At 39.4% G+C, this 20,535-nt stretch carries 18 protein-coding genes; 1 reads left to right on the top strand and 17 read right to left on the bottom strand.

What is annotated here, in order from left to right; translation table 11 throughout:
• Positions 1-57: 57 nt before the first annotated feature.
• The 14 genes from ACFFHF_RS08635 to ACFFHF_RS08700 all read right to left on the bottom strand — a co-directional run bounded on the left by ACFFHF_RS08635 (position 58) and on the right by ACFFHF_RS08700 (position 15,633).
• Complete coding sequence (locus tag ACFFHF_RS08635; protein ID WP_377057887.1) at positions 58-1,323, bottom strand: ABC transporter substrate-binding protein; 1,266 nt, start codon at positions 1,321-1,323, stop codon at positions 58-60.
• A gap of 258 nt (positions 1,324-1,581) precedes the next feature.
• Complete coding sequence (locus ACFFHF_RS08640; protein ID WP_377057888.1) at positions 1,582-2,595, bottom strand: LacI family DNA-binding transcriptional regulator; 1,014 nt, start codon at positions 2,593-2,595, stop codon at positions 1,582-1,584.
• Between the two features lie 313 nt (positions 2,596-2,908).
• The gene (locus ACFFHF_RS08645) at positions 2,909-4,162 is read right to left on the bottom strand and encodes a benzoate/H(+) symporter BenE family transporter (protein WP_340903681.1); all 1,254 of its coding nucleotides are present in this window, start codon (positions 4,160-4,162) and stop codon (positions 2,909-2,911) included.
• Positions 4,163-4,256: 94 nt separating this feature from the next.
• Complete coding sequence (locus tag ACFFHF_RS08650; RefSeq protein ID WP_340903683.1) at positions 4,257-5,048, bottom strand: enoyl-CoA hydratase/isomerase family protein; 792 nt, start codon at positions 5,046-5,048, stop codon at positions 4,257-4,259.
• An 18-nt stretch (positions 5,049-5,066) separates the two neighbouring features.
• The gene (locus tag ACFFHF_RS08655) at positions 5,067-6,626 is read right to left on the bottom strand and encodes a class I adenylate-forming enzyme family protein (protein WP_340903684.1); all 1,560 of its coding nucleotides are present in this window, start codon (positions 6,624-6,626) and stop codon (positions 5,067-5,069) included.
• Between the two features lie 22 nt (positions 6,627-6,648).
• Positions 6,649-7,128 carry a (2Fe-2S)-binding protein gene (locus tag ACFFHF_RS08660; RefSeq protein ID WP_340903686.1) on the bottom strand — a complete coding sequence of 160 codons (480 nt, stop codon included), beginning with the start codon at positions 7,126-7,128 and terminating at the stop codon, positions 6,649-6,651.
• Positions 7,129-7,133: 5 nt separating this feature from the next.
• Positions 7,134-8,003 carry an FAD binding domain-containing protein gene (locus ACFFHF_RS08665; RefSeq protein ID WP_340903688.1) on the bottom strand — a complete coding sequence of 290 codons (870 nt, stop codon included), beginning with the start codon at positions 8,001-8,003 and terminating at the stop codon, positions 7,134-7,136.
• A gap of 26 nt (positions 8,004-8,029) precedes the next feature.
• Complete coding sequence (locus tag ACFFHF_RS08670) at positions 8,030-8,485, bottom strand: SRPBCC domain-containing protein (RefSeq protein WP_160547756.1); 456 nt, start codon at positions 8,483-8,485, stop codon at positions 8,030-8,032.
• Positions 8,482-10,908: a xanthine dehydrogenase family protein molybdopterin-binding subunit gene (locus ACFFHF_RS08675; RefSeq protein WP_377057889.1), complete on the bottom strand. Its 2,427-nt coding sequence runs from the start codon at positions 10,906-10,908 to the stop codon at positions 8,482-8,484. The genes ACFFHF_RS08670 and ACFFHF_RS08675 overlap by 4 nt, the downstream gene beginning before the upstream one ends.
• Entirely contained in the window at positions 10,908-11,522 is a 615-nt protein-coding gene (locus ACFFHF_RS08680; protein ID WP_340906227.1) for a nucleotidyltransferase family protein, read from the bottom strand. The genes ACFFHF_RS08675 and ACFFHF_RS08680 overlap by 1 nt, the downstream gene beginning before the upstream one ends.
• Positions 11,515-12,630: an XdhC family protein gene (locus ACFFHF_RS08685; RefSeq protein WP_340903691.1), complete on the bottom strand. Its 1,116-nt coding sequence runs from the start codon at positions 12,628-12,630 to the stop codon at positions 11,515-11,517. Before ACFFHF_RS08685 ends, ACFFHF_RS08680 begins: the two co-directional genes overlap by 8 nt.
• An 11-nt stretch (positions 12,631-12,641) precedes the next feature.
• Positions 12,642-13,415 (bottom strand): response regulator transcription factor, encoded by a 774-nt coding sequence (locus ACFFHF_RS08690; protein ID WP_340903693.1) that lies wholly within the window; start codon positions 13,413-13,415, stop codon positions 12,642-12,644.
• A gap of 324 nt (positions 13,416-13,739) precedes the next feature.
• Positions 13,740-14,972 (bottom strand): translocation protein TolB, encoded by a 1,233-nt coding sequence (locus ACFFHF_RS08695; RefSeq protein WP_340903695.1) that lies wholly within the window; start codon positions 14,970-14,972, stop codon positions 13,740-13,742.
• A gap of 373 nt (positions 14,973-15,345) precedes the next feature.
• Positions 15,346-15,633 carry an RNA polymerase alpha subunit C-terminal domain-containing protein gene (locus ACFFHF_RS08700; protein WP_340903696.1) on the bottom strand — a complete coding sequence of 96 codons (288 nt, stop codon included), beginning with the start codon at positions 15,631-15,633 and terminating at the stop codon, positions 15,346-15,348.
• A gap of 689 nt (positions 15,634-16,322) precedes the next feature.
• On the opposite strand from ACFFHF_RS08700, the gene ACFFHF_RS08705 reads away from it, so the two are divergent.
• On the top strand, positions 16,323-16,952 hold the full coding sequence (locus ACFFHF_RS08705) for a TlpA disulfide reductase family protein (RefSeq protein ID WP_340906228.1): 630 nt from the start codon (positions 16,323-16,325) through the stop codon (positions 16,950-16,952).
• 175 nt (positions 16,953-17,127) lie between these two features.
• Here the strand turns inward: ACFFHF_RS08705 and ACFFHF_RS08710 are convergent, their stop codons facing one another.
• From ACFFHF_RS08710 to ACFFHF_RS08720, 3 genes are all read right to left on the bottom strand, one after another.
• On the bottom strand, positions 17,128-17,550 hold the full coding sequence (locus ACFFHF_RS08710; protein ID WP_340903698.1) for a DUF1801 domain-containing protein: 423 nt from the start codon (positions 17,548-17,550) through the stop codon (positions 17,128-17,130).
• 398 nt (positions 17,551-17,948) lie between these two features.
• Positions 17,949-18,770 carry a PfkB family carbohydrate kinase gene (locus ACFFHF_RS08715; protein ID WP_340903699.1) on the bottom strand — a complete coding sequence of 274 codons (822 nt, stop codon included), beginning with the start codon at positions 18,768-18,770 and terminating at the stop codon, positions 17,949-17,951.
• Positions 18,771-18,802: 32 nt separating this feature from the next.
• Complete coding sequence (locus ACFFHF_RS08720) at positions 18,803-20,386, bottom strand: ABC transporter substrate-binding protein (protein ID WP_377057890.1); 1,584 nt, start codon at positions 20,384-20,386, stop codon at positions 18,803-18,805.
• Positions 20,387-20,535 lie beyond the last annotated feature (149 nt).

The raw sequence follows: 20,535 nt of genomic DNA on the forward strand, positions 1-20,535 counted from the left end.
AACTCCTAGAATGTTAGATTAGGAGGAGAGGCGATAACACCTTCCTCCCTCACAAAACTATTTCTTCTGCTCTAGCAATCTCTTATATTCCACTTCCATCTTTTTCGAAACTTCTTCCGGTGTCATTGTTCCAGATAATAATTCTTGACCAGTAGCACCCATTGGGTCCCACATACCGCTTGGCAGGTAAACTCTGTCGAAGTAAGGTTCAACTTTAACATCTGCGTACTTTTCGTAGTATTCAGAGTAATAGTTTTTCGATTCCGTATTGGTCAGACCACTTGGAAGAGACGTCCCCTCCGCAATCTCTTTCACCATCTCCGGCTGCGAAATAAATTCTAAGAACTTTTTCGCTTCATCTTTGACTTTAGAATCTTTCCAAACCGCTAATGTATGACGCTCGCCACCAATCCAGCTCGGCTCGTCGCCATCCTCGATCACAGGCATGGGAATAACCCCAAGCTTGACCTCTGGGTTTACCTCTTCAACAGAAGGACCAAGCATTCCGCCGCCTACGATAAATCCAATTTTGTTCTGCGCCATTAAGTCGACCATCTGATGATTCTGGGCTGTCAATATATCTTCATTCAGGAGCTTCTTCTCGTGCATTTCCTTTAGTTTTTCTGCTAGAAACGTATAATTTGACCAATCGAACGTCCCATCTAGCAATTCTTTTTGATAGTTTTGTTCTCCAGTAATTAATAGTGGTGTGGAAAACTGATCAAAATACTGTCCGAATGCGGATTTATCAGAACCAGCAAACCAAAGTGGCGTCACTTCGCCCTTTCCTTTTTTCTTGATGGTTTCAAGTGCTGTCACGAACTCATCAAAGGTGGTCGGCGGCTCAATTCCATATTCCTCTAGCAAGGTTGCGTTATATGTAAGTCCGTCTTTTGCCTGGTTTAGAGGGTACGCATAGACTTTTCCAGATTCATCTTTTAAAATTTGCTCCAGTGCTGGATCCAGATCCTTCACCCAGTCCATATCTTTTAAATCTTCAACATATTCCCCGTAACGGTGAATCGCCCAGCCGTGGGTATCAAATAAGTCAGGCATATCATTGGCTGCCATTTTAACCCGCAGCATTCCTTCGTACCCATCTGCAGGATAATTTTCTTTAATATCGATATCAGGATTTTCCTTTTCAAACTTTTTTACCACATTTTGCAGCGTGATTTTATCTGCTTCATTTGTTACCGTCGAATACAAGTTTACAACCGTCAGATCACTGTTTGCTTCATTCCCCCCGGATGCTTTACTGCATCCAGCCACAATCGTTGTCAACGCGGCTGCAACCGCCACTGTCTTTAAAAACTTTTTCAAAATAAACGCCCCCTTAGTCATTTTTTAAACAATAAGTAAAATTACCTATTCAAATGAGTTCATTTTCTTGCTGACGTTTGGGAGCAACTATATAATAGAATTAGCTCCCGTTCATTGGTGGAGTAGTTAGTTTTCGCCCAATGCAGTGTGATGGCAGTCACTTTGCACCCTGTAAGCTTTCATGCTGTGCAGGGTGGGCGTTAAATAGGTGAACAAGATCTACATGGTCGAAATATCCGAGAACCACCTCCTAAAAAGTTATTTATTTTTCTTGCAGCTCTCACGGATTACCAATTCAGTTGGCAGGGTGACGGTTAATGGAAGCTCTCTACCATTCAGGCGATCTAGTAAAAGTTTTACTCCTGTTTTCCCCATTTCCAACGTATGCACTCTGATGGTCGTCAAAGGTGTACTTGCGAATGAGGCAGCTTCAATATCGTCAAAGCCAATAATGGCTACATCCTCAGGAACGTTGAGATTGGCTTCTTGTAATGCTCTTAACGCCCCAATCGCCATCGGATCACTGGCAATAAAAAACGCCTCGGGAAAATTCCTCATTTTAATTGCTTTTTTCATTAATTCATAACCCTGTGCCATTGTATACTCACCAATTAAAACGGTCTCCGGGTCGAATATTTTTTGTTCTTTCATCAAACGTTCAAAGGTAGTGAGACGTTTATCTTCAGAGAGGAACTTTTGATTTTTGCTATGCTCCTTCTCCCTTCCTCCGATATACCCGATTCTCTTGTAGCCGGTGGCTAAAAGATGCTTGATCGCTTTCTCTGTGGCCTTTTCAAAATCAATCACCACCGCATCATACAAATCCTCGTTAGGCGAATGGTTAATGTACACCACATTTTCCACTTTACTGATGGCCTTGAGCGCGATCTCTTTTACCCTGCCCACGACAATGAGTCCATCAAGGCCGTCAATCATTTGATTGGTCTCCGTTTCATGTAAACGGAGCGTAACGGTTCTGATCCCATGATTCGCAAGTTCCATTTCAATGCCTTGGCGGATGGATAAAAAGTATGGATCATTGATCTCCTCGTCCAATGATTGGGTAACGATAATCCCGACATGTTTCGAAGTCTGCTGTTTTTGTTTCAACCGTCTTTCTAAAATCGTTTCGTATCCAAGTTCCTTAGCGACATGGAAAATACGTTCCCTCGTTTCATCCTGAACGGAAATCGTATCATCGTTATTTAAGACCCGTGAAACCGTAGATGCCGACACATTCGACTTGTCCGCAATATCCTTGATAGTAGCCATCTCATAACCCTCTTCATGTTCTTTTCGACACCCGTAAATTTTTTACTTACGGATTACTAAAATATTTACTGGGTATATTCGAATAATAACATCTTATGGAAGGGCTTACAAGTGTAAAAACTAAATTTTCTAAAAATTAATATAGTTTTTTTATTGTAAAAACACAGGTATAGTACGATTTTTTTATTAATGATTAATTCCCAACTAGTAAATTATTTAGTAATATCCTTATTGATAATAAACATAAAAAAGGAAATAACCCGTCAAGGCTATCCCCTATAAGTTTTCCAATGATTATTTAATTAATATACTACTAAACCACTTCAACCCCAGCAGTTTCATCTCTCTTTGTTTCTTCACTTTTAACCGTAAAATGACTCTTTTCAATGATTAAAGACACAACCACCCCACCAATAATGGCCCAGAACGGTGAACTTACACTAAAGAAGCTTACACCTGACATGGCGATAATTAATGCGAAGAAAGCCCCTATTTGAAATTTACTATCAGAGAAAGCGGCTTGGAGGGAACTTAAGAGAACACCAATCATAGCAAGACCTGCGACGGTAGCAACTAATACTCCCGGCATGGCAGAGACAAATGGAACAACGACACCTGCAAATAAACCAAAGGAAGCAAATAATGTTCCATTTACAATTACCGCTGCATAGCGACCTTCTTTCTTCTCACCTGCTTCTTGAGATGAACAAATGGCTGTCATCGGACCAGCTATATTTGCATTATGACCTCCAAAGAATGAGGTGACAATTCCTCCAATTCCACTCCAAACCGTCATGGCATTGACTGGTGGTTTATAGCCTTGAGCCATTAATACCCCCGTGGCTTGTGCATTTTCTGCCCCAATGACTAACAGAGCAAGTGGAATAGCGATGGAAACAATGGCATCGAGACTAAAGCTTGGCATAACGAGTTGAGGGGTTATGAATCCGCTTTCAACATCTCCCATTTTGAATTGATTTAAAAGTAGGGCTACAATCATGGAAACGACAAATGCAGAGACAATAGGTGGCACTTTTTTGAGATATCTTGAGGAAAGTAAATAGACAACAACAGCAGAACCAGCAATTAATGGTGCTGCTTCAATAGAGGTAATCATACCCGTTCCAAAACGGATCATGGCTCCAACAATCATTCCCATGACAATTGGTAAAGGGATCCACCTCATGATTTTTCCGATGAGTCCTGTCACACCGAGAATAAGAACTAGGACACCAGCAACGAAATAAGCTCCAGCTGCTTCATTTAATGAAAATTGCGTAAGGGCACCTGCAACCAACACCGCACCTGGAATCGAATACGCACCAGCAATGGGTTGACGATATTTTAAAGCTAAATAAATACCTAAAAGTCCTCCGAAGAAATAGATGGCAAATAACCAAGAAATCGCTTGTTGATGGGTTAATCCTCCACTTGCTGCACCACCAATAACAATCAACGCTGGACCTGTACATCCAAAGATAGCTGCAAGAGTTCCCGCGCTTAAGGTGTTAAGATTTAAGAATTTAGGCACACCTTTTAAACTTTGACCTAGATTAAACTCACTCATTTCGAATCCTCCTTTTATTTGAAAATTCGGAAAATTAATCATAAATTGAAGTTAAGGTTCGCCCCCCAAAAAGGGGAGGTAATCTCCCCTTCTCTTACTTCCCTGTAAAATGAGGTTTTCTCTTTTCAGCAAATGCAGCTACCCCTTCACGGAAATCATCTGTTGTTCTTAACAGTCCGTATGCTTTTCCTTCAATATCTAGTCCAGCACTTAGCGGCGATTCCTCTGCTGCATTTAACACCGCTTTACATACCTTTTGAGCAAGCGGTGAAAATCTCACTAGCTCCTCGGCTAATAATTCCACTTCTTTATCTAATTCCTCTTTAGACACCACTTTTGTTACTAATCCCCATTGATAGGCCTCATCAGCTGGAATTCTTCTGGCTCTCATAATCATGTCTTTGGCTCTAGTCAATCCTACCGCTCTTGCTACACGTTGGGTTCCACCGCTTCCTGGGATCATACCAAGATTCATTTCAGGTAATGCCATAAGCGTATCATCTGCTGCTATTCTAAAATCACAGGCCATGGCAATTTCAAATCCCACTCCAAATGTGTATCCTTGTAATTGAGCAATAACGGGCTTTGGTGAACGTTCCGGGGCTGCAACATGAACCGCGAGATGTGATAATTCTTCCTGATGTGTTTCCATAAATTCAGGAATACTTCCTCCTGCGCTAAATGCTTGAGTCCCTTCACCCTTAATAATAATCACGCGAACTTCATCATCTTGATCTAGTTCCTTAAATATTTCAGCAAATTGGGCTCTTGCCAGCATACTGATATAGTTCATTTTTTCTGGACGATCAAACACAATGGTTGCCGTTTGCTTCTCTATATTTTTCTCTACTCTAATATGATCATATTTTTTTGCAGTTTCTACCATTATGATTTCCCCTCTCTTTTAACCTACTAAATTATTATCTTTCTGAAAGACTTCAAACTCGCCTTCTCTTAATTTACGTCGTAGGATTTTTCCTACTGGACTCTTTGGAACTTGCTTGATAAACACATATTTTCTTGGTCGTTTAAAATTTGATAATTTCGGATTATTTTTACAAAATTCATCTAACTCTTGCACGGTTACAGTTCCATCCTTCGGAACAATGAATGCGGTTACAATTTGACCCCAACGATCATCATCTTCACCAGCTACCGCAACTTCGTAAACCTTCGGATGCTTTGAAAGGACATCTTCCACTTCTAGTGGATGGATATTTTCTCCGCCTGAAATGATCATGTCATCGACTCGGCCTACTACATATAAGTCACCATCATCATCCATGACACCTAGATCACCAGTAAAATACCAGCCCTCACGAATCGCCTTCTTCGTGGCATCCGGTCTGTTCCAATATCCTTTGAAGCTTTCGATCGAATCAAGAGAAACAATAATCTCCCCAATCTCTCCTTTTCCAATCTGGTCCTCAGGTGTAGAATTCGCCTCCGCATCTGCTGTCACTAAGCGAATCCGTTGATGAAATCCTGGTTTCCCGGCGCATCCGGGTTTCTCAGCCACATTTGGGCAAATAGAGAAGGTATAGATTTCTGTGCTACCATAGTGATTAACAAATACATCTGGCTTTAATAGCTCGACACATTTTTCCGTTAAGGCGGTGGTCATCGATGCACCTGCATACCCGATTTTCTTTAACCTCTGAAGATTGTATTGGTGAAAATCCTTGTGATTCAGCATATCGTGAAAGAGAGTAGGAACTAAATACACACAGGTAATTTCTTCATAGCTTAAGATTTCTAGTGCCTCTTTTGCATCAAAATCAGGTAAAGCCACATATTTCCCATTTAAAAAGGCGATCGATAGAAGAGATCTCATCCCCATCGTGTGGTAAAGGGGCATCGTACCAAGTGTGCTCTCATTATCCTCGTATTTATTTTGTATAATGTGAGCAACCGCTGCCGAATACTCATTTTTATTGCTTCTTGGTACTCCTTTTGGTTTCCCGGTTGTCCCTGATGTATACAGCATAAGAGCGATATCATCATCATGGATTTCTGGTTTAACAAAGGTTTCAGGACTTCTCTGAACGAGCTCATCATAGTAAATATCTGCCCCTTCTACTTCTCCGACCCCTAATAAAATGGGTTTTGTATGAAAGGTTGCTTTTAATACCGAAGTTTCACTTGCCTTTTCATAGATCACTGCCTTAGATTCGGAATCATTTACGCAATATTCCACTTCTTTTGCCGATAATCTGAAATTGATTGGGGTGTAAACAGCCCCTAAGGACTGGATGGCCCAATATAGGATGACATTCTCAAGGCGGTTTTTTAATAAAAGCGTGACCCGATCATTTTTTTGAATTCCGATTCTTTGTAAAGAAGCTGCTACTTTCATAATTTCTTTGTCTAATTGGTTATAGGTGTAGCGTCTACTCCCTTCAACAACTGCAACCCGATTCGGATGCCTTTCCACCGCAAAATTAAAAATCGTTGAAAGATTCATTCATGCAACTCCCTTCAAACATTTAGATGTTTATTTTTTGATCCTCTACTGTTTTTTCAATCGCTTTTACAATGCCGTCATAACCAGTACATCGGCAGAGATGCCCAGACAGCATGTCTTGAATATCTTTTTTACATGGGGTTGAATGTTTCTTCAAATAATCTGTAGTGGACATTAAGATTCCAGGTGTACAAAATCCACATTGTAATCCATGGCATTGGACAAAGTTCTTTTGTAAGGGATTGAGCTGACCGTTCTGCGCTAAGCCTTCCACGGTTTGCATCTCTTGGCCATCCACTTGAACAGCAAACATTAAACAGCTTCTAACAGCCGAATCATTCACAATGACCGTACAGGCTCCACAAACACCATGTTCACAACCTACATGTGTTCCGGTCAATCCACAGGTTTCTCGCAAGAAGTCACTTAGTAACATTCTGGATTCGACTTCTTCTTTGTATGTTTTTCCGTTAATTTTCACTTCCACTTCATGAACCGTCATGGTCATCACCTCCCAGCTTTTACATATGCCTCTTGTAACGTTCGTTTTGATAATGATTGAGCTAAATGTCTCCGATAGTCAGCTGAAGCATGGAGATCGGATTCAGGCTCAATCACTTTTGAAACAATGGATGCCACTTTGTCTAGAAGCGAATCCGTTAATCTTTCGCCTTGTAAAAGTTCATTCGCCTCTGTCACTAATAAAGGAACCGATTCGACACCACCAAGAACCAATCGTGCGTTTGAAATACGATTTTGATCATCCACGCTTAGTTGACAAGCAGAGGCAACTAAAGCAAAATCCCCGTGCCTGCGTGAGATTTCTTGAAAGGAATAACCCACTCTTCCCTCCCAGATAGGAATATGGATCTCCGTTAAAAGTTCCGTAGGCATCACATCAGTTGTTAAGTAGGTGACAAAGAAATCCTCCGCATTTACGGTTCTCACTTCATCTGTGGATGCGATATGAACGGAACCACCCATGGTCATTAAGGCAAGAGGGATTTCGGCGGTAGGATCTGCATGAACCAAACTACCACCAATGGTTCCACGATTCCGAGTCTGGACATGGCCGATGAACGGAACCGCTTCACTCAATAAACCGATGTGCTGACGGATGAGATCCGATGTCTCCACCCGGTTTTGTCTTGTCAAGGTTCCGATTTTTACAAGTCCTTCCTCGTAATCGATAAAGTCTAAATCCTGCAAGCGATTAATATCGATTAAACAATCAGGGGTAGACAGCCTCATATTCATGATGGGAACGAGACTCTGGCCCCCTGCAATGATTTTTCCATCAAAACCAGATTCTTCTAATAGAGTAAGTGCTTCATCTACGGTTTTTGGACAATAGTAGTCAAATTGAGCTGGTTTCAATCGCTATCATCCCTCCTTTCTTTTCATCAAGCACTTTTTTCGATGTTCTTTAACTCTTTCCCAAACTTCTTGAAAAAGTCTTGAATAATCAGTTTGGCCACCCCGCTTAACATTCGTTGACCGACCATCGCGACCTTTCCGCCTACTTCTGCTTCATACGTATACGACAGTAAGGTTTGATTTTCGTCTTGGTGCTCCAGATGAATGACACCGGTTGCTTCCACATTTCCTGGTCCCCCTTCACCCTTCACAATCAACTTATAGCTTTTTAGATTTTCAATATCGGCGATTTCGATGGTAGATTCATATTTTCCTTTAACCGCTGCAATTCCAATCGCTAACTCCGCCTTATATTTGTTTTCCTCGACTTGAGTTAGTTTATTGCAGCCCATAATACATTTTTGCAAAACATTTGGATCTAGTAGAATATCCCATGATTGTTGCAATCCTGCTTCAAGCGTTAAGCTTCCTTCTCCATTCATACTTGATTCGCCCCTTTCTTTTCTTTCGCCTTATTTAATAGATTCCAAATTCGATTCGGACTTAAAGGTAAAGTATCAATCATCACTCCATACGGCTTTAACGCATCATTAACGGCATTGGCAATAACCGCCGGTGCACTCATCGTATTTCCTTCTCCTAATCCCTTCGCTCCTAGTGGAGTAAGAGGCGATGGAGTTTCAATATGTTTAATGGTGATGTTTGGAATTTCTGGTGCGGTTGGGCATAAATAATCCATAAAGGACCCGGTTAAAAATTGGCCTTTGTCATCATAGGCAAGCTCTTCATACATGGCTCCTCCTAGCCCATGAACCAGTCCCCCGTATATTTGACCATCTACAATTAACGGATTTAATAGTTTACCAGCATCGTGTACGGTAAAATAATCAATAATCTGAACTTCACCAGTATCAGGATCAACTTCAACGGTCACCATATCTGCAACAAAACCATAGGTAACAGATGAGTTCACTAAGTCATTTTCATCCGGTGGCTCTGCGACCTTTGCGGTATAATAGTAGGTTTCATAGATTCCCGGCTCCATGCCATCTGGTAGAGAGAGAGGATTCCAATGGGCAGAGCCTGCTGCTCTTTTTAATGAATATTTGATGGAAGGATCTTTTTTAGAAACGATGGATCCGTTTTCAATGGTTAAGTCTTCCTCGTCAGCTTTTAGCTGATATGCCGCGATTTTGATTAATTTTTTTCTTACTTTATGCGCGGCGTAAAATACCGCACTAGACCCTAGAGACGCGAATCGACTGGAATAGCTGCCTGAAGCAATCGACCAGGCACTCGTTGAGGTATCGAGCTCTGCGACGACATTAATTTGTTCTCTTGGTATTCCTAATACGTCTGAGACAATTTGGGCAGAAACCGTTTCATGACCTTGCCCAGAAGGCGTCGTACTGATGCGAACATTCACACAGCCCATCGGATCCATGGAGATCGTCGCTGCTTCGGCACAGCCTGACTTCGGTAAAGAGGAAGCTCTCTCCTCCGGTGTGAGGGCAATGGTGATATACCCCATGTTCGAGCCTGACGGTTCAACAATACAGGCTAAGCCGACCCCAAATAATTTTCCTCTTTGTCTGGCGTCTTCTCTTTTTTGTTCAATTTCCTTGTAGTTCCCCATGTCTAAGGCAAGCTCAAAGCCCTTTTCATAATCTCCGCTATCATACATACCGCCAGAGGCTGTTTGATAAGGGAATTGTTCTTTTTTAATTAAATTTCTTCTGAGCACATCAGCAGGATCCAGCTGTAATTGATGGGCAATTTCTTGCATGATTCGCTCTAGTGGAAAATATAATTCTTGGCCCCCATAGCCTCGAATCAGCCCTGTTGGTAGCTTGTTGGTCATAATGGCGTAAGCATCAATCATTAAATTAGGAATATCATAGGCACCGGTTGAATTGGCATGCGTTCTGTACAAACACGCGGGCTCAGGTGCTCGAATATAAGCCCCTACATTATCAATTAACTTCATTTTCAAACCTAGTACCTTCCCATCTTCCTTGACAGCAGCTTCTATATAAGTGACACGGTCGGTTCCACTCGAACTAGCAGATAAATGCTCTTGGCGGTCCTCAATCCATTTCACAGGACAGCCAACAATTCTGCTAACGACGGCGCATAAAACCATATATGGATAAGTTCCAGCCTTAATTCCATAACTGCCACCAATGTCTTTTGGAACGATAATTCTTAATCGATTACTAGGTATTTTTAAGGCACCCGCCATGACCGATTGAATAACGAAGGGGCCATGAAAATTGGCATGAATCGTATATTGATTGGAACTCTCCTCATATTGCGCAATCATTCCATAGGTTTCTACGGGTGTGGCTGAATATTTCGGAAAGTGAAACTTATGTGTAACAATGCGATCCGCCTCTTCAAAGGCTTCATCCACCTTTCCGTAATGAAAGGTTCGATGGTTCGCAATATTAGAACCGATATGTTCATGAAGAAGTGGAGCATCCTCCTCTAACGATTTCTCAATATCTACGATGGGTGTAAGAGATTCATAGACAACCTTAATTTTCTCCAAAGCATCCTCTGCAATATAACGATTTTTCGCCACCACGACTGCGACCGGTTCACCTACATAGCGCACCTTATCAATCGCCATCGGATAATACTTTACTGGAGCACTCACCCCCACGCTAAAGGGTTGAACATAGGGCAAGATATCTTTTCCCGTCACAATTCCCTTCACACCACGTAGATTCATCGCCTCAGAGGTATCGATGGAGATGATTTTGGCATGTGGGTACGTACTTCTTAAAATGGCAATATGGGCGGTGTTAGCAGGTGTTCCAATATCATCAATATACTTCCCTTGTCCGGTTAAGAGTCTTCCATCTTCTACTCTTGTAACCGCTTGGCCTATGACTTTTTCCATTACACGACCTCCTCCCGAAGTAAATGTTCATAGTCTACTAACGTATCAATATCTGGGATTTGCTTTTTCCCCATTTCTGAATAAAACACTTCTTTTTGGAATTTTTTCAAAACCGAACGACCACCTTCATCCCCTTTTGCATCGAAAAGATAAGGAAACAGTTTCTTATCAAATAAGACTGGATGTCCCTTCTCTCCTTGATAGGAGGCTTGCACGATTAATGGTCTGTCCTTTTGCCAATAGTAATCATTGATCACCTTATTAATCTCATCAGACGTAAGAAGTGGCTGATCTCCTAATAAAAATACGACAGCCTTTATATGATTCGGTATGGAACGTAAGCCTAGCTTGAAAGAAGAGGACATCCCATTCGAAGCTTGATCATTGATCAAAATCTGATTCACTCCCGTGACAGACACATCTTGATAAAGTCCAGGGACATCCGGATTAATGACAACGGATATGCCAGATAATGAAGAGCTTAACCCCTGATCAATCACATGTTGAAGAATCGATTTCCCTCTATAAGGTAGTAGCATTTTTGCCGTTCCCATTCTTCTGGAAAAGCCAGCAGCTAGGATTACACCCCATACTTGATGTTGAGCTTCAATAATTCATCACACCCCTTTTTGGGGAGAACGATAGACTTCCCTTTAACTCAGTGAGCTTTAATCCAGATCCCCCGCGGTGAACCAACGTGATTTCTGCTAAGATACTTAAGGCGATTTCTTCTGGTGTTTTTGAACCGATATCAAGCCCAATCGGACTATGGATGTTTGAAAAATCATCAATAGTATTCAGCTTCTGACTGGTTGAAATCAGCTCCCTGGTTCTTTTTCTCGGACCAAGTAAACCAATATAAGCAGCATCTGATTGATACAATCCTTCTAAAATCATTTGATCTTGTAAGAAATGATGGGTCATTAACACAACGTAGGATTGACTTGTGATCGTAACCGGTGGGTATTGATCTTTGCTATAGACGATAATCTCATCTGCTTCTGGAAATCGAGAAGAGTTTGCATAGGCAGCTCTATGATCGACCAAGGTGACATACCAATGTAATTGTTTGGCTATTCGTACAAGTGGAATAGCATCAGGGCCAGCACCAAATATGGTTAAGTTAGGAGGTGGAGTCGTGATTTCGCTATAGATATGAAGTTGATGCTCTCCACCCACGAAGGTAACTCCAGGTTTTAATGGAATGTTATTTTGTAAAAAGTAATTAGAAATCTCAGGATATTCGATATTCAGTAATTCTTCTTGGTCATTTTGAGGATCAAGCAGCCATCGCTTCCCAATCAAATGAGGCTTATTCGCCTCTACAACGATTAGCTGCCCAATTTGCTTGGTTAAGGAAGTGGTAAAAAACTCTTCTATAATACGGGATGCTAGGTTCATCTCAGGTTCATACGGTTCAAGTAATATATTCATTTTTCCATTACAGCCAAGTCCAAGCCCCCAAACAATGTCACCCTCATCTTGGAAATTATAATGGAGGGTTTGTGGAACTCCGCTTTCTAGAACCTTATACGCATGTTCGATAAGATCACTTTCAACACAGCCCCCACTTAAGAGGCCAGTTAAGGTTCCGTCACTGGAAATGAAGCATTTAGCCCCTGGCTTTTGATAGGTAGAACCTTCTGTTGAAATGATCGTACCGAGAACACCCCTCAGTTGATTTTGTTGACATCTCATTATTTCTTTATGTATTGAAATCATTTATCCACCTCCTAAACTTTGACTTCCTTGTGATACTCCCAATGAAATTGGTCCCTGTATTCACTTGGTGTTTTCCCAACGATCTTTTTGAACGTGGTTGAAAAATAGCTTTGATTAGAAAAACCTGTATTATGAGCAATAATATCTATAGGAAGGGCAGAGAGTCTTAGCATCCCTTTGGCCTTTTGGACTCTGACAAAAGACATGTATTCTACAAAGGTCATCCCCGTTTCTTCCTTAAAGAGTTTACTAAAGTAGGAAGGACTTAAATAAACTTGATCGGAAATTCCCTTTAAGGAGAGTGGCTCACCATAATTCGATTGAATAAACTGGATGGCACTTTCAATCGGATTCTTCAAATCATTGGAATCCAATCGGTTTACTGGATTCATGCTTTGCGTGACTTCCTTACTGATCCCTTTTGGTAACACGCGATCAAAGGTATGAATCAACTCATTTTTAGTAAGCGGTTTCAATAAATAGGAGGAAAAACCGGAATTAATTGCTTCCTGTGCTAAATCAAACATTTTTAACTGTGTGACAATAATTATAGGAAGATTAGGATAAAGCTCCAAAGCCGCCCTTCCAAAATTCATGCCATTCATTTCAGGTAAAGAAAGATCGATGATAAGGACACTAGGTTGATTTTGCTTGAGAAGTAGTAATCCTCTTTGGGCGGTACTGGCTTCATAGGTCGTTAAATAGCTGTACTTACTTTCTCTAATTAACTGACATAGCTCTTTTCTTGCTTCGATATCATTATCAACAATCAAGATTTCAGCCAAGCATGTTCCCCCTTAACTAGATAGTATAGAAAATTCCGAATACTTTGTTTTAAAATCTTCTTTTGATCTTTTAACATTTCCACTATTATTAGTTTCTAATTATTTTAAATATTAACAGATTAAATTCCTACTTGATTTATAAAATATTACTCTTGTGTTTTTAAAATTTGGTTTTGTTCATTTATAGAACCTGTTTATTAATCATGTTAGATCTTTATCTAATAGAAAAAAGGATCCCCACAATATTCAGACCGAACTGAATGGTGGAGATCCAACCTCTTTACAAAAGATATTAGAAATTATTAAAGGGTCTGGTGCATCATCCTATGGATTGGTGGCTCCCATTGTTCCTTTTAAAAATACTGGTGCATCATCAACATGTTTGATCCACAACTGATCCTTTCCTTTTAATCCATCCCGTATCCAAACATCACCTATTATTTCCTTTCCAATATGACGAACCCAAGTTACATAGTCATTGATTACTTGTGGGGCTACATCTCTCTTATGTTCTCCAGGAGAAGTCATCCGTTTTTGTTCTCCAGATTTTATATCAATCAAATAAAGACTTGTAAACATGGTTGGAACGGGCCCTTCTTTCCACTCTAGATTTTCCTTTGAACGCGCCACAATCACCTTCTCTGGTGAAAACCATTCCAGGTCTAGGTCAACATAACCTTTTGGGGTATATTCTTTCTGCTGCAAAGCAACAGGCATCTCGGCAATCTTTGTTCTCTTATTTTCCACGAAGAATCTACCTTCTCCAGATATATAAGCCAACTGATTCTTAGATGGAGCCCATTTGAACCAATCTTTATACCAAAGCATTTTTCCTACTTCTTGGAAATTCTTCCCATCAGGAGAGAGTACGCAAAGTGAATTACTATCATTGGACCAAGAAGCTGTGGGAATTCCTATAAAACTAACCCACTTTCCATCCTGGCTCCATTTAAAGTAATCCGTCCTTATCGCGAATAAATCATCATTGGTCTGAATGGTATACAAATGATTCTTTTTATCAATTTTTAGATTAGCATCCGCTGGAATTTTATACAATTCGATAGGTCCCCAACCGGTTGGAAGCAAATTAGATTGTGATGAGACAATAAATTCTTTCCCGTTTGGAAACCATTCAAATCCACTCACACCTAATGAAACGTTCTCAAAACCCATGGGTCGTCCATCTTCCATATGAGTCACATTTAGTAAGCCCCTATCATTATAAGCTAGTTGATTTCTTGTAGGTGACCATTTGAAATCATTTGCTTCCACCTTTATGTATGGCTGATAACTTTCCTTTTTCTCTAAATCATATATGAATAGATCCTTTTTCTCCCTCTGCTCATCACCATCAATGTAAGCAATGAATCGGCCATCATAGGACCATTTTGGCGAATGCACATATCGTGAATGAGTCAGTTGCGTTTCTTGATCTCCTTGTTTTATCCATAATTGCTGATCACGAATAAACGCAGCTGTTAAGGGTACTTCTGCGCTTGCTACCTTTGAAAAGATAAGTGTGCAAAATAGTAGAAATAGAATTTTTCGACCCAACATGAATCGCCCCCCTTTTTAGTTATTAGAATGCCCTTCTTTTTAGCTCCATACAAAGAGTTTTATTAACAAGGAAAAAGTGCGAATTCTAGTGATCTATGCCCTAAGTGCTTTGGAATAGCAACCCATTCAGCTCCATTATTCAATGTTACAGTTGCACAAGAAAACCGCCCTTTGAAAAGGCGGTTAACTTGAACTATCGTTATCCGTTTCATCAACCTTTAAAGCTATCTTTCACAACCATATAAAGTTCTACACCAACCATAATGAACACACTCCTTTACAAAGTAAATATAACTAAAACAGGTTATTATGAAGAACTAAATCTCCTTATCTACGTATTTGCTACAAAATACTTCATCTACCAAGCAATTATTTATTCTCTAAATGATAAACCTTCTTCTAATGAAGTTCTCAGAGTTGGTAAGGAAGCTGGTCCAATACCATGGATTTTTAATATTTCTTTTTCGGTGAACTTTGATAATTCTTGCAAAGTGTCAATTCCTTCGTGAACCAATGCATTTCTAGCAGGTGAACTGAGTTTCGAAAGGAATCCGCTTTCAGGCTTATTTTCTTTATCACAGGTAGGGCAACTTGGACATTCACTACTTTTGTAATACCTATGTCCTTTTTCACAAACCCTTAGACTTTTTTCTGCTTTCAAAAGAACCCCTCCTAATAAATTCTGATTCCCCGCATCTAGGATCAAAAAGGCCCGCACTTATTTGTGTGAGATCAGGTTATACACCCAATCTGATAAATAGAAGGAAAAATTTCGCTTAATTAGTAAATACAATAAAAAATAGCATATATAGACGGAGAAATTCCGCCTGTAGACTCAAAAAACATGAAAATAGGGGTTTTTCCTTTGTATAAACGGAAAATCTCCCGTTATTAACCCCCGAAACGGGCTCCGTTCTGCATCTAACCGGAAATACTCCGCTTACTTTCTTTTACTAGCTACTCGATTAAAGACAAGACATCTTATTTAAACAAGTGAGGTTTAACTTAAAAATCCAAGAGAACCTCATTTTGATGCCAAACGGTGAGGTTTTATATAAATAAGGTTTTAGTACTCCTATTAAAGAAACTCGCATATAATCCCCTATTTCTTTTGGTAAGTAGAAGGATCTCTTTAAACATTTACAGATATAGAACATTTTCTCTCAAAGTGAACAATTGCAATAACAGAATATACATAATATAACTTTAGGAGTGGATAATATGCTTTTAACAAAAATCAAGAACTTTTCATTCAAAGATATAAACGGAGAAACTGTATCCATCAGTGATTTTAAAGGGAAAAATACTTTAATATTTATGTGGGCATCCTAGTGAAGATGTCGTGAACAGCTGCCAGGTTGGCAGGATTTTCATGAAAAACATAAGAATCAGGACTTTGAAATACTTTCGGTTTCAGTTGATGTTCAAGGGGCAGAGGTAGTAAAACCATATGCACAAAATAAATCATATACAACAGTAATAGATCTTGAAAATGAAATGGCAAATTATTTTGGATTCAAAGTCGTACCGAATGGAATTTTCATTGATAAAAACGGCATTATTCGTTTAATTAAACAAAGATTTTATGTCACTGACCCAGAACATTTGAATGCAATAGAAAAATTAATCAATGGTAACGAAGAAACAGTTGTTCTAGATGATGAAAACCTTGTTCCAGTCAACGATGTTGGTCACTTGGAAAAACAGCTTTCAGAAACTAAGTTTAAATTAGCATTGCAATATGCCAATAATGGCAAGAAAGAAGAAGCATTAAAAGAACTTGATGAGGCTCTTCTTTTGGATACAGATAACTTTCTTATTCGCAAACAACGATGGTACATCCGTTATCCAGAAAAATTTTCACCCACCATTGACATGGAATGGCAACAAGAACAATTAGCGAAAGAAAAAGCACAAGAAGCAACTCTATACGATAGCAATTCCTGTGCTCCTGAAGGTTGTCATTTACCTACAAAATAATTTCCGATGAAAAACAAAAATGTTAAATCATCAATTTTACTTTTTTGTCTAAATCTCATTTACTATGTAAAGGCATCCTTTGTTAAAAGGTTGCCTTTTTTCGGTAATGTCCTTCAACTAAATGAGTGCAGTAAGAGAATTACCAGGAAATGGATGTAGAACAATAGAAATAACTTTATTCATTTGGATAAAGTTTCTGATAGGTTTCTACTGTATGTATAATTAAATCCTTTAAAACATTGGTATCGATATCAGCTAATTTATTTACATAAATACAAGCCTTACTCTTCGTGTGTTTACCAAAGCTTTCTAATAATTTGTCCCTTTCCTCACTTTCATAGGCTAAATAAAGACTAATTTTCGCCTTTCTTGGTGAAAAACCCACTAAAGGCGCATCCCCTTCATGTCCTGATGCATACTTATAGTGATAGCTACCAAAGCCTATAATACTAGGACCCCACATTTTTGCGTCAAAACCTGTTACCTCTTCAAAAATTTCTAATAACTGATAGGCATCTGCCTTCTTCTTTTCATTTTCCACCCGTTCAATAAATTCAATAACACTATTGTCTGTTTCTTTCATCTTCGGTTCATACATATACGCGCTCTCTCCTATTCTCTGATTACCTTATTATCAGCATTATTACATTCTATTTTAACCAGATCTTTACTTTTGGAAAATATCACTAGAATAAAACTTCTCAAGTCTAGATCGATTTCCCTTTTTTCATCTGCATCCATACCAGCTCCGATGGCAATGCCTGTGCTCATTTCAACCAGTTTTTCTAACCCAATAGTGTTTTTTTATTTCAGCATCTTCGATTCGGTCTATGCTGACATAATCCAACTTTCTTCGAATCACCTCTTTCTTTCTGTAAGTAACTAGTTAGTTCGGATCTTACACCTTTTCGCATGTGCACATACTCTTATGCACATTCAAAAAGGTGCTCAGCACAATCGCTGAACACCCTCCTCAATAAATAAACAAATATTCTTCTACACCTTTTTCCCATACCCAAATGCACCATAAGTCTTGCAGGTTTTCCCTGCCGAAAACACGGCATTCCTTAAGGCTGTCGGTATATCGAGTGTATCGAAATAGGATGTAATAAAGCCTGCAATGAAAGAATCTCCTGCCCCCATTGTATCAACAATTTCTGTTTCGTTTGGTGGCTGCAAATACTGTTTCTGACCATCTGAACAAATAGCTGGCTCTCCGCCCCTTGTTACCACAACAATTTTTACGCCGAATGTGTGGACGTATTGGATTAATTCTTCAATTTCACCCGCATTCATTCCACTTCCGGAAAAGAAGGCAAATTGTATGAAAGGACAAACCTTTGCTAAATACTCTTTACTATATTTACTTTTTATTGAAAAATCATAAGAAATGGGTTTGTAACTTAATCTTTGCAGTTCATGTTCAATGTTGCTGTTTATGCTCGTATGAATAACATCAAATTCGTTAATATAATTTAGATCAGCATCCGTAAATTGCAAAGTTGCTATCGATTGTACTCGGGTCTCTCGATTGGTTTTCTTAAAGACCCGATCTCCGTTTTCATCTAAAGCAACATACGCTTTACCATTTGGGCCATACATTTTACGAATTCTCGTCACATCAATCTCTTCTTGTCTTAGAGTATTTAATATATGTTCTGCCTCTAAATCATCACCGATAATTCCAATGTACCCATTCTTCTCTGCTCCATTTCTTTTACTAACAACAGCTACATTTAGAGCATTTCCACCAGGATATATCGTGCTTTGATCTTCGTAGAAATCGACGACATTATCACCTATTCCAACTAACTTCATAAACCTTCCACTCCATGACTTTTTAGTAGAGTCTAATCGTTAAGATATGTGTCTTCTAAAGTTAAACCTGATTGGAAAGATAGGAAACCATCAAGGTTTACAAAACCATCAACATTCTTTTGCATTCCATAGCTTTGTTCTCTCCAATTCAAGTAAACGAATGGTGATAATTCCATTGCTCTTTCAATCAACTGTTGGTAGATTTCCTCACGTTTTGCAGGATCCTTTTCCTTCTTACCTTGAGCTAGTAAGCTATTAATCTGCTCATCATCAAAGTTTGCTGAGTTATTTAATCTTGCCGGTCCGCCTTGGTAGAAGTTACTCATCCAATCACCATCTGTAATGTCTCCAGAAGTACCTGCGACTAGGAATTGATAATCCCCTTGAACGTTTTTATTAATTCTAGTTGCCCAATCAGGAAGTTCTAATTCTACCTCAATACCAATTTTCTTTAACTCTGATTGTACTGCAACAGCTGTTTGCTCGTGCATTCCATACTGAGAAGTGGATAATAGTTTCGCTTTGAACCCGTTTGGATAACCGGCTTCAGCTAGAAGCTCTTTTGCTTTTTCGACATCATGCTTAAAGTATTTAGTGAACTTTTCGTCATAGCCCATATAACCTTCTAAAATCGCCATTCCATAGATTGCCTCTCCACGTCCGCTAAATGCCGTATTAAGGATGGCTTTACGATCAATACCATAGGCAATCGCCTGTCTTACCTTTGGATTATTGAATGGTTCATAGTCAGTATTAAATTGTAATGCCATAAATGGTCCATTTGCACTTTCAAGCTTTAGGTTTTCCATCTGACCAATGGATTCTGTATCCTTCCAAGGAACGTTCTCAATCAAAGTGACATCGCCCGCACGAAGAGCATTTACACGTGTGTTCTCATCTGTATAAAATTGGAACTTGATTTCATCTAAATAAGGTTTGCCTTCTTTGTAGTAATCATCAAACTTTTCAACAATGATATTGCTTCCTTGAGCCCATGAAACAAACTTAAAAGGTCCTGCACCCATTGGCTTAGTCGCGATATCTTCTCCGTTTTCTTCAGTATAAGACTTTGATACTACAACAGATTCTGGAAGTGCCGTATAGTGAATGAAAGGAGCGGAAGGCTCTGAAAGATTAAACGAAATAGTTTTTTCGTCTATCACTTCAATGCTACTTATGATTGACAGTTCTGTTTTGAAAGTCGCCTTGCTATCTGGAGCTAATATACGCTCGTAAGTATATTTAACATCTTCTGCATTTACCGGATCTCCATTATGGAATTTTGCATCTCGAAGTTTAAATGTGTATTGTGTCAATTCGTCATTTGTTGTGTACGATTCTGCTAACTCTGCTTCTAACTCGCCTTTTTCATTGTAATTATAAAGCCCACGGAAAATCGCAAACTTAACCGTTCTACCATGAGTTCCATTTTGGATATAAGGATCCATGGTTGTAGGTTCTGCAGCTAAACCAAACGTTAAAGAACCTCCGGATTTATCTCCTGTTGCATCCCCCGATTTTGAATCAGAGGATGCATTTTCCTTACTTGAACAAGCTCCTAAGAACACTACTAACCCAAACAATAAGACAACCAATACCATCAATCTTTTAGCCATACTTTCACTCCCTTTAATAAAAACGTATTGTCAAAACTTTTATAGTAAATAGGTTATTAAATCCTATCTAAGAGGGCTTTATAAGCAAAAAAATTGCCACCCCCTGAATTCTAAGGATAATTGAGGTTACGACACTCTCAACAACCTAG

The sequence above is a fragment of the Robertmurraya beringensis genome (assembly GCF_042433785.1).
Taxonomy (GTDB): domain Bacteria; phylum Bacillota; class Bacilli; order Bacillales; family Cytobacillaceae; genus Robertmurraya_A; species Robertmurraya_A beringensis.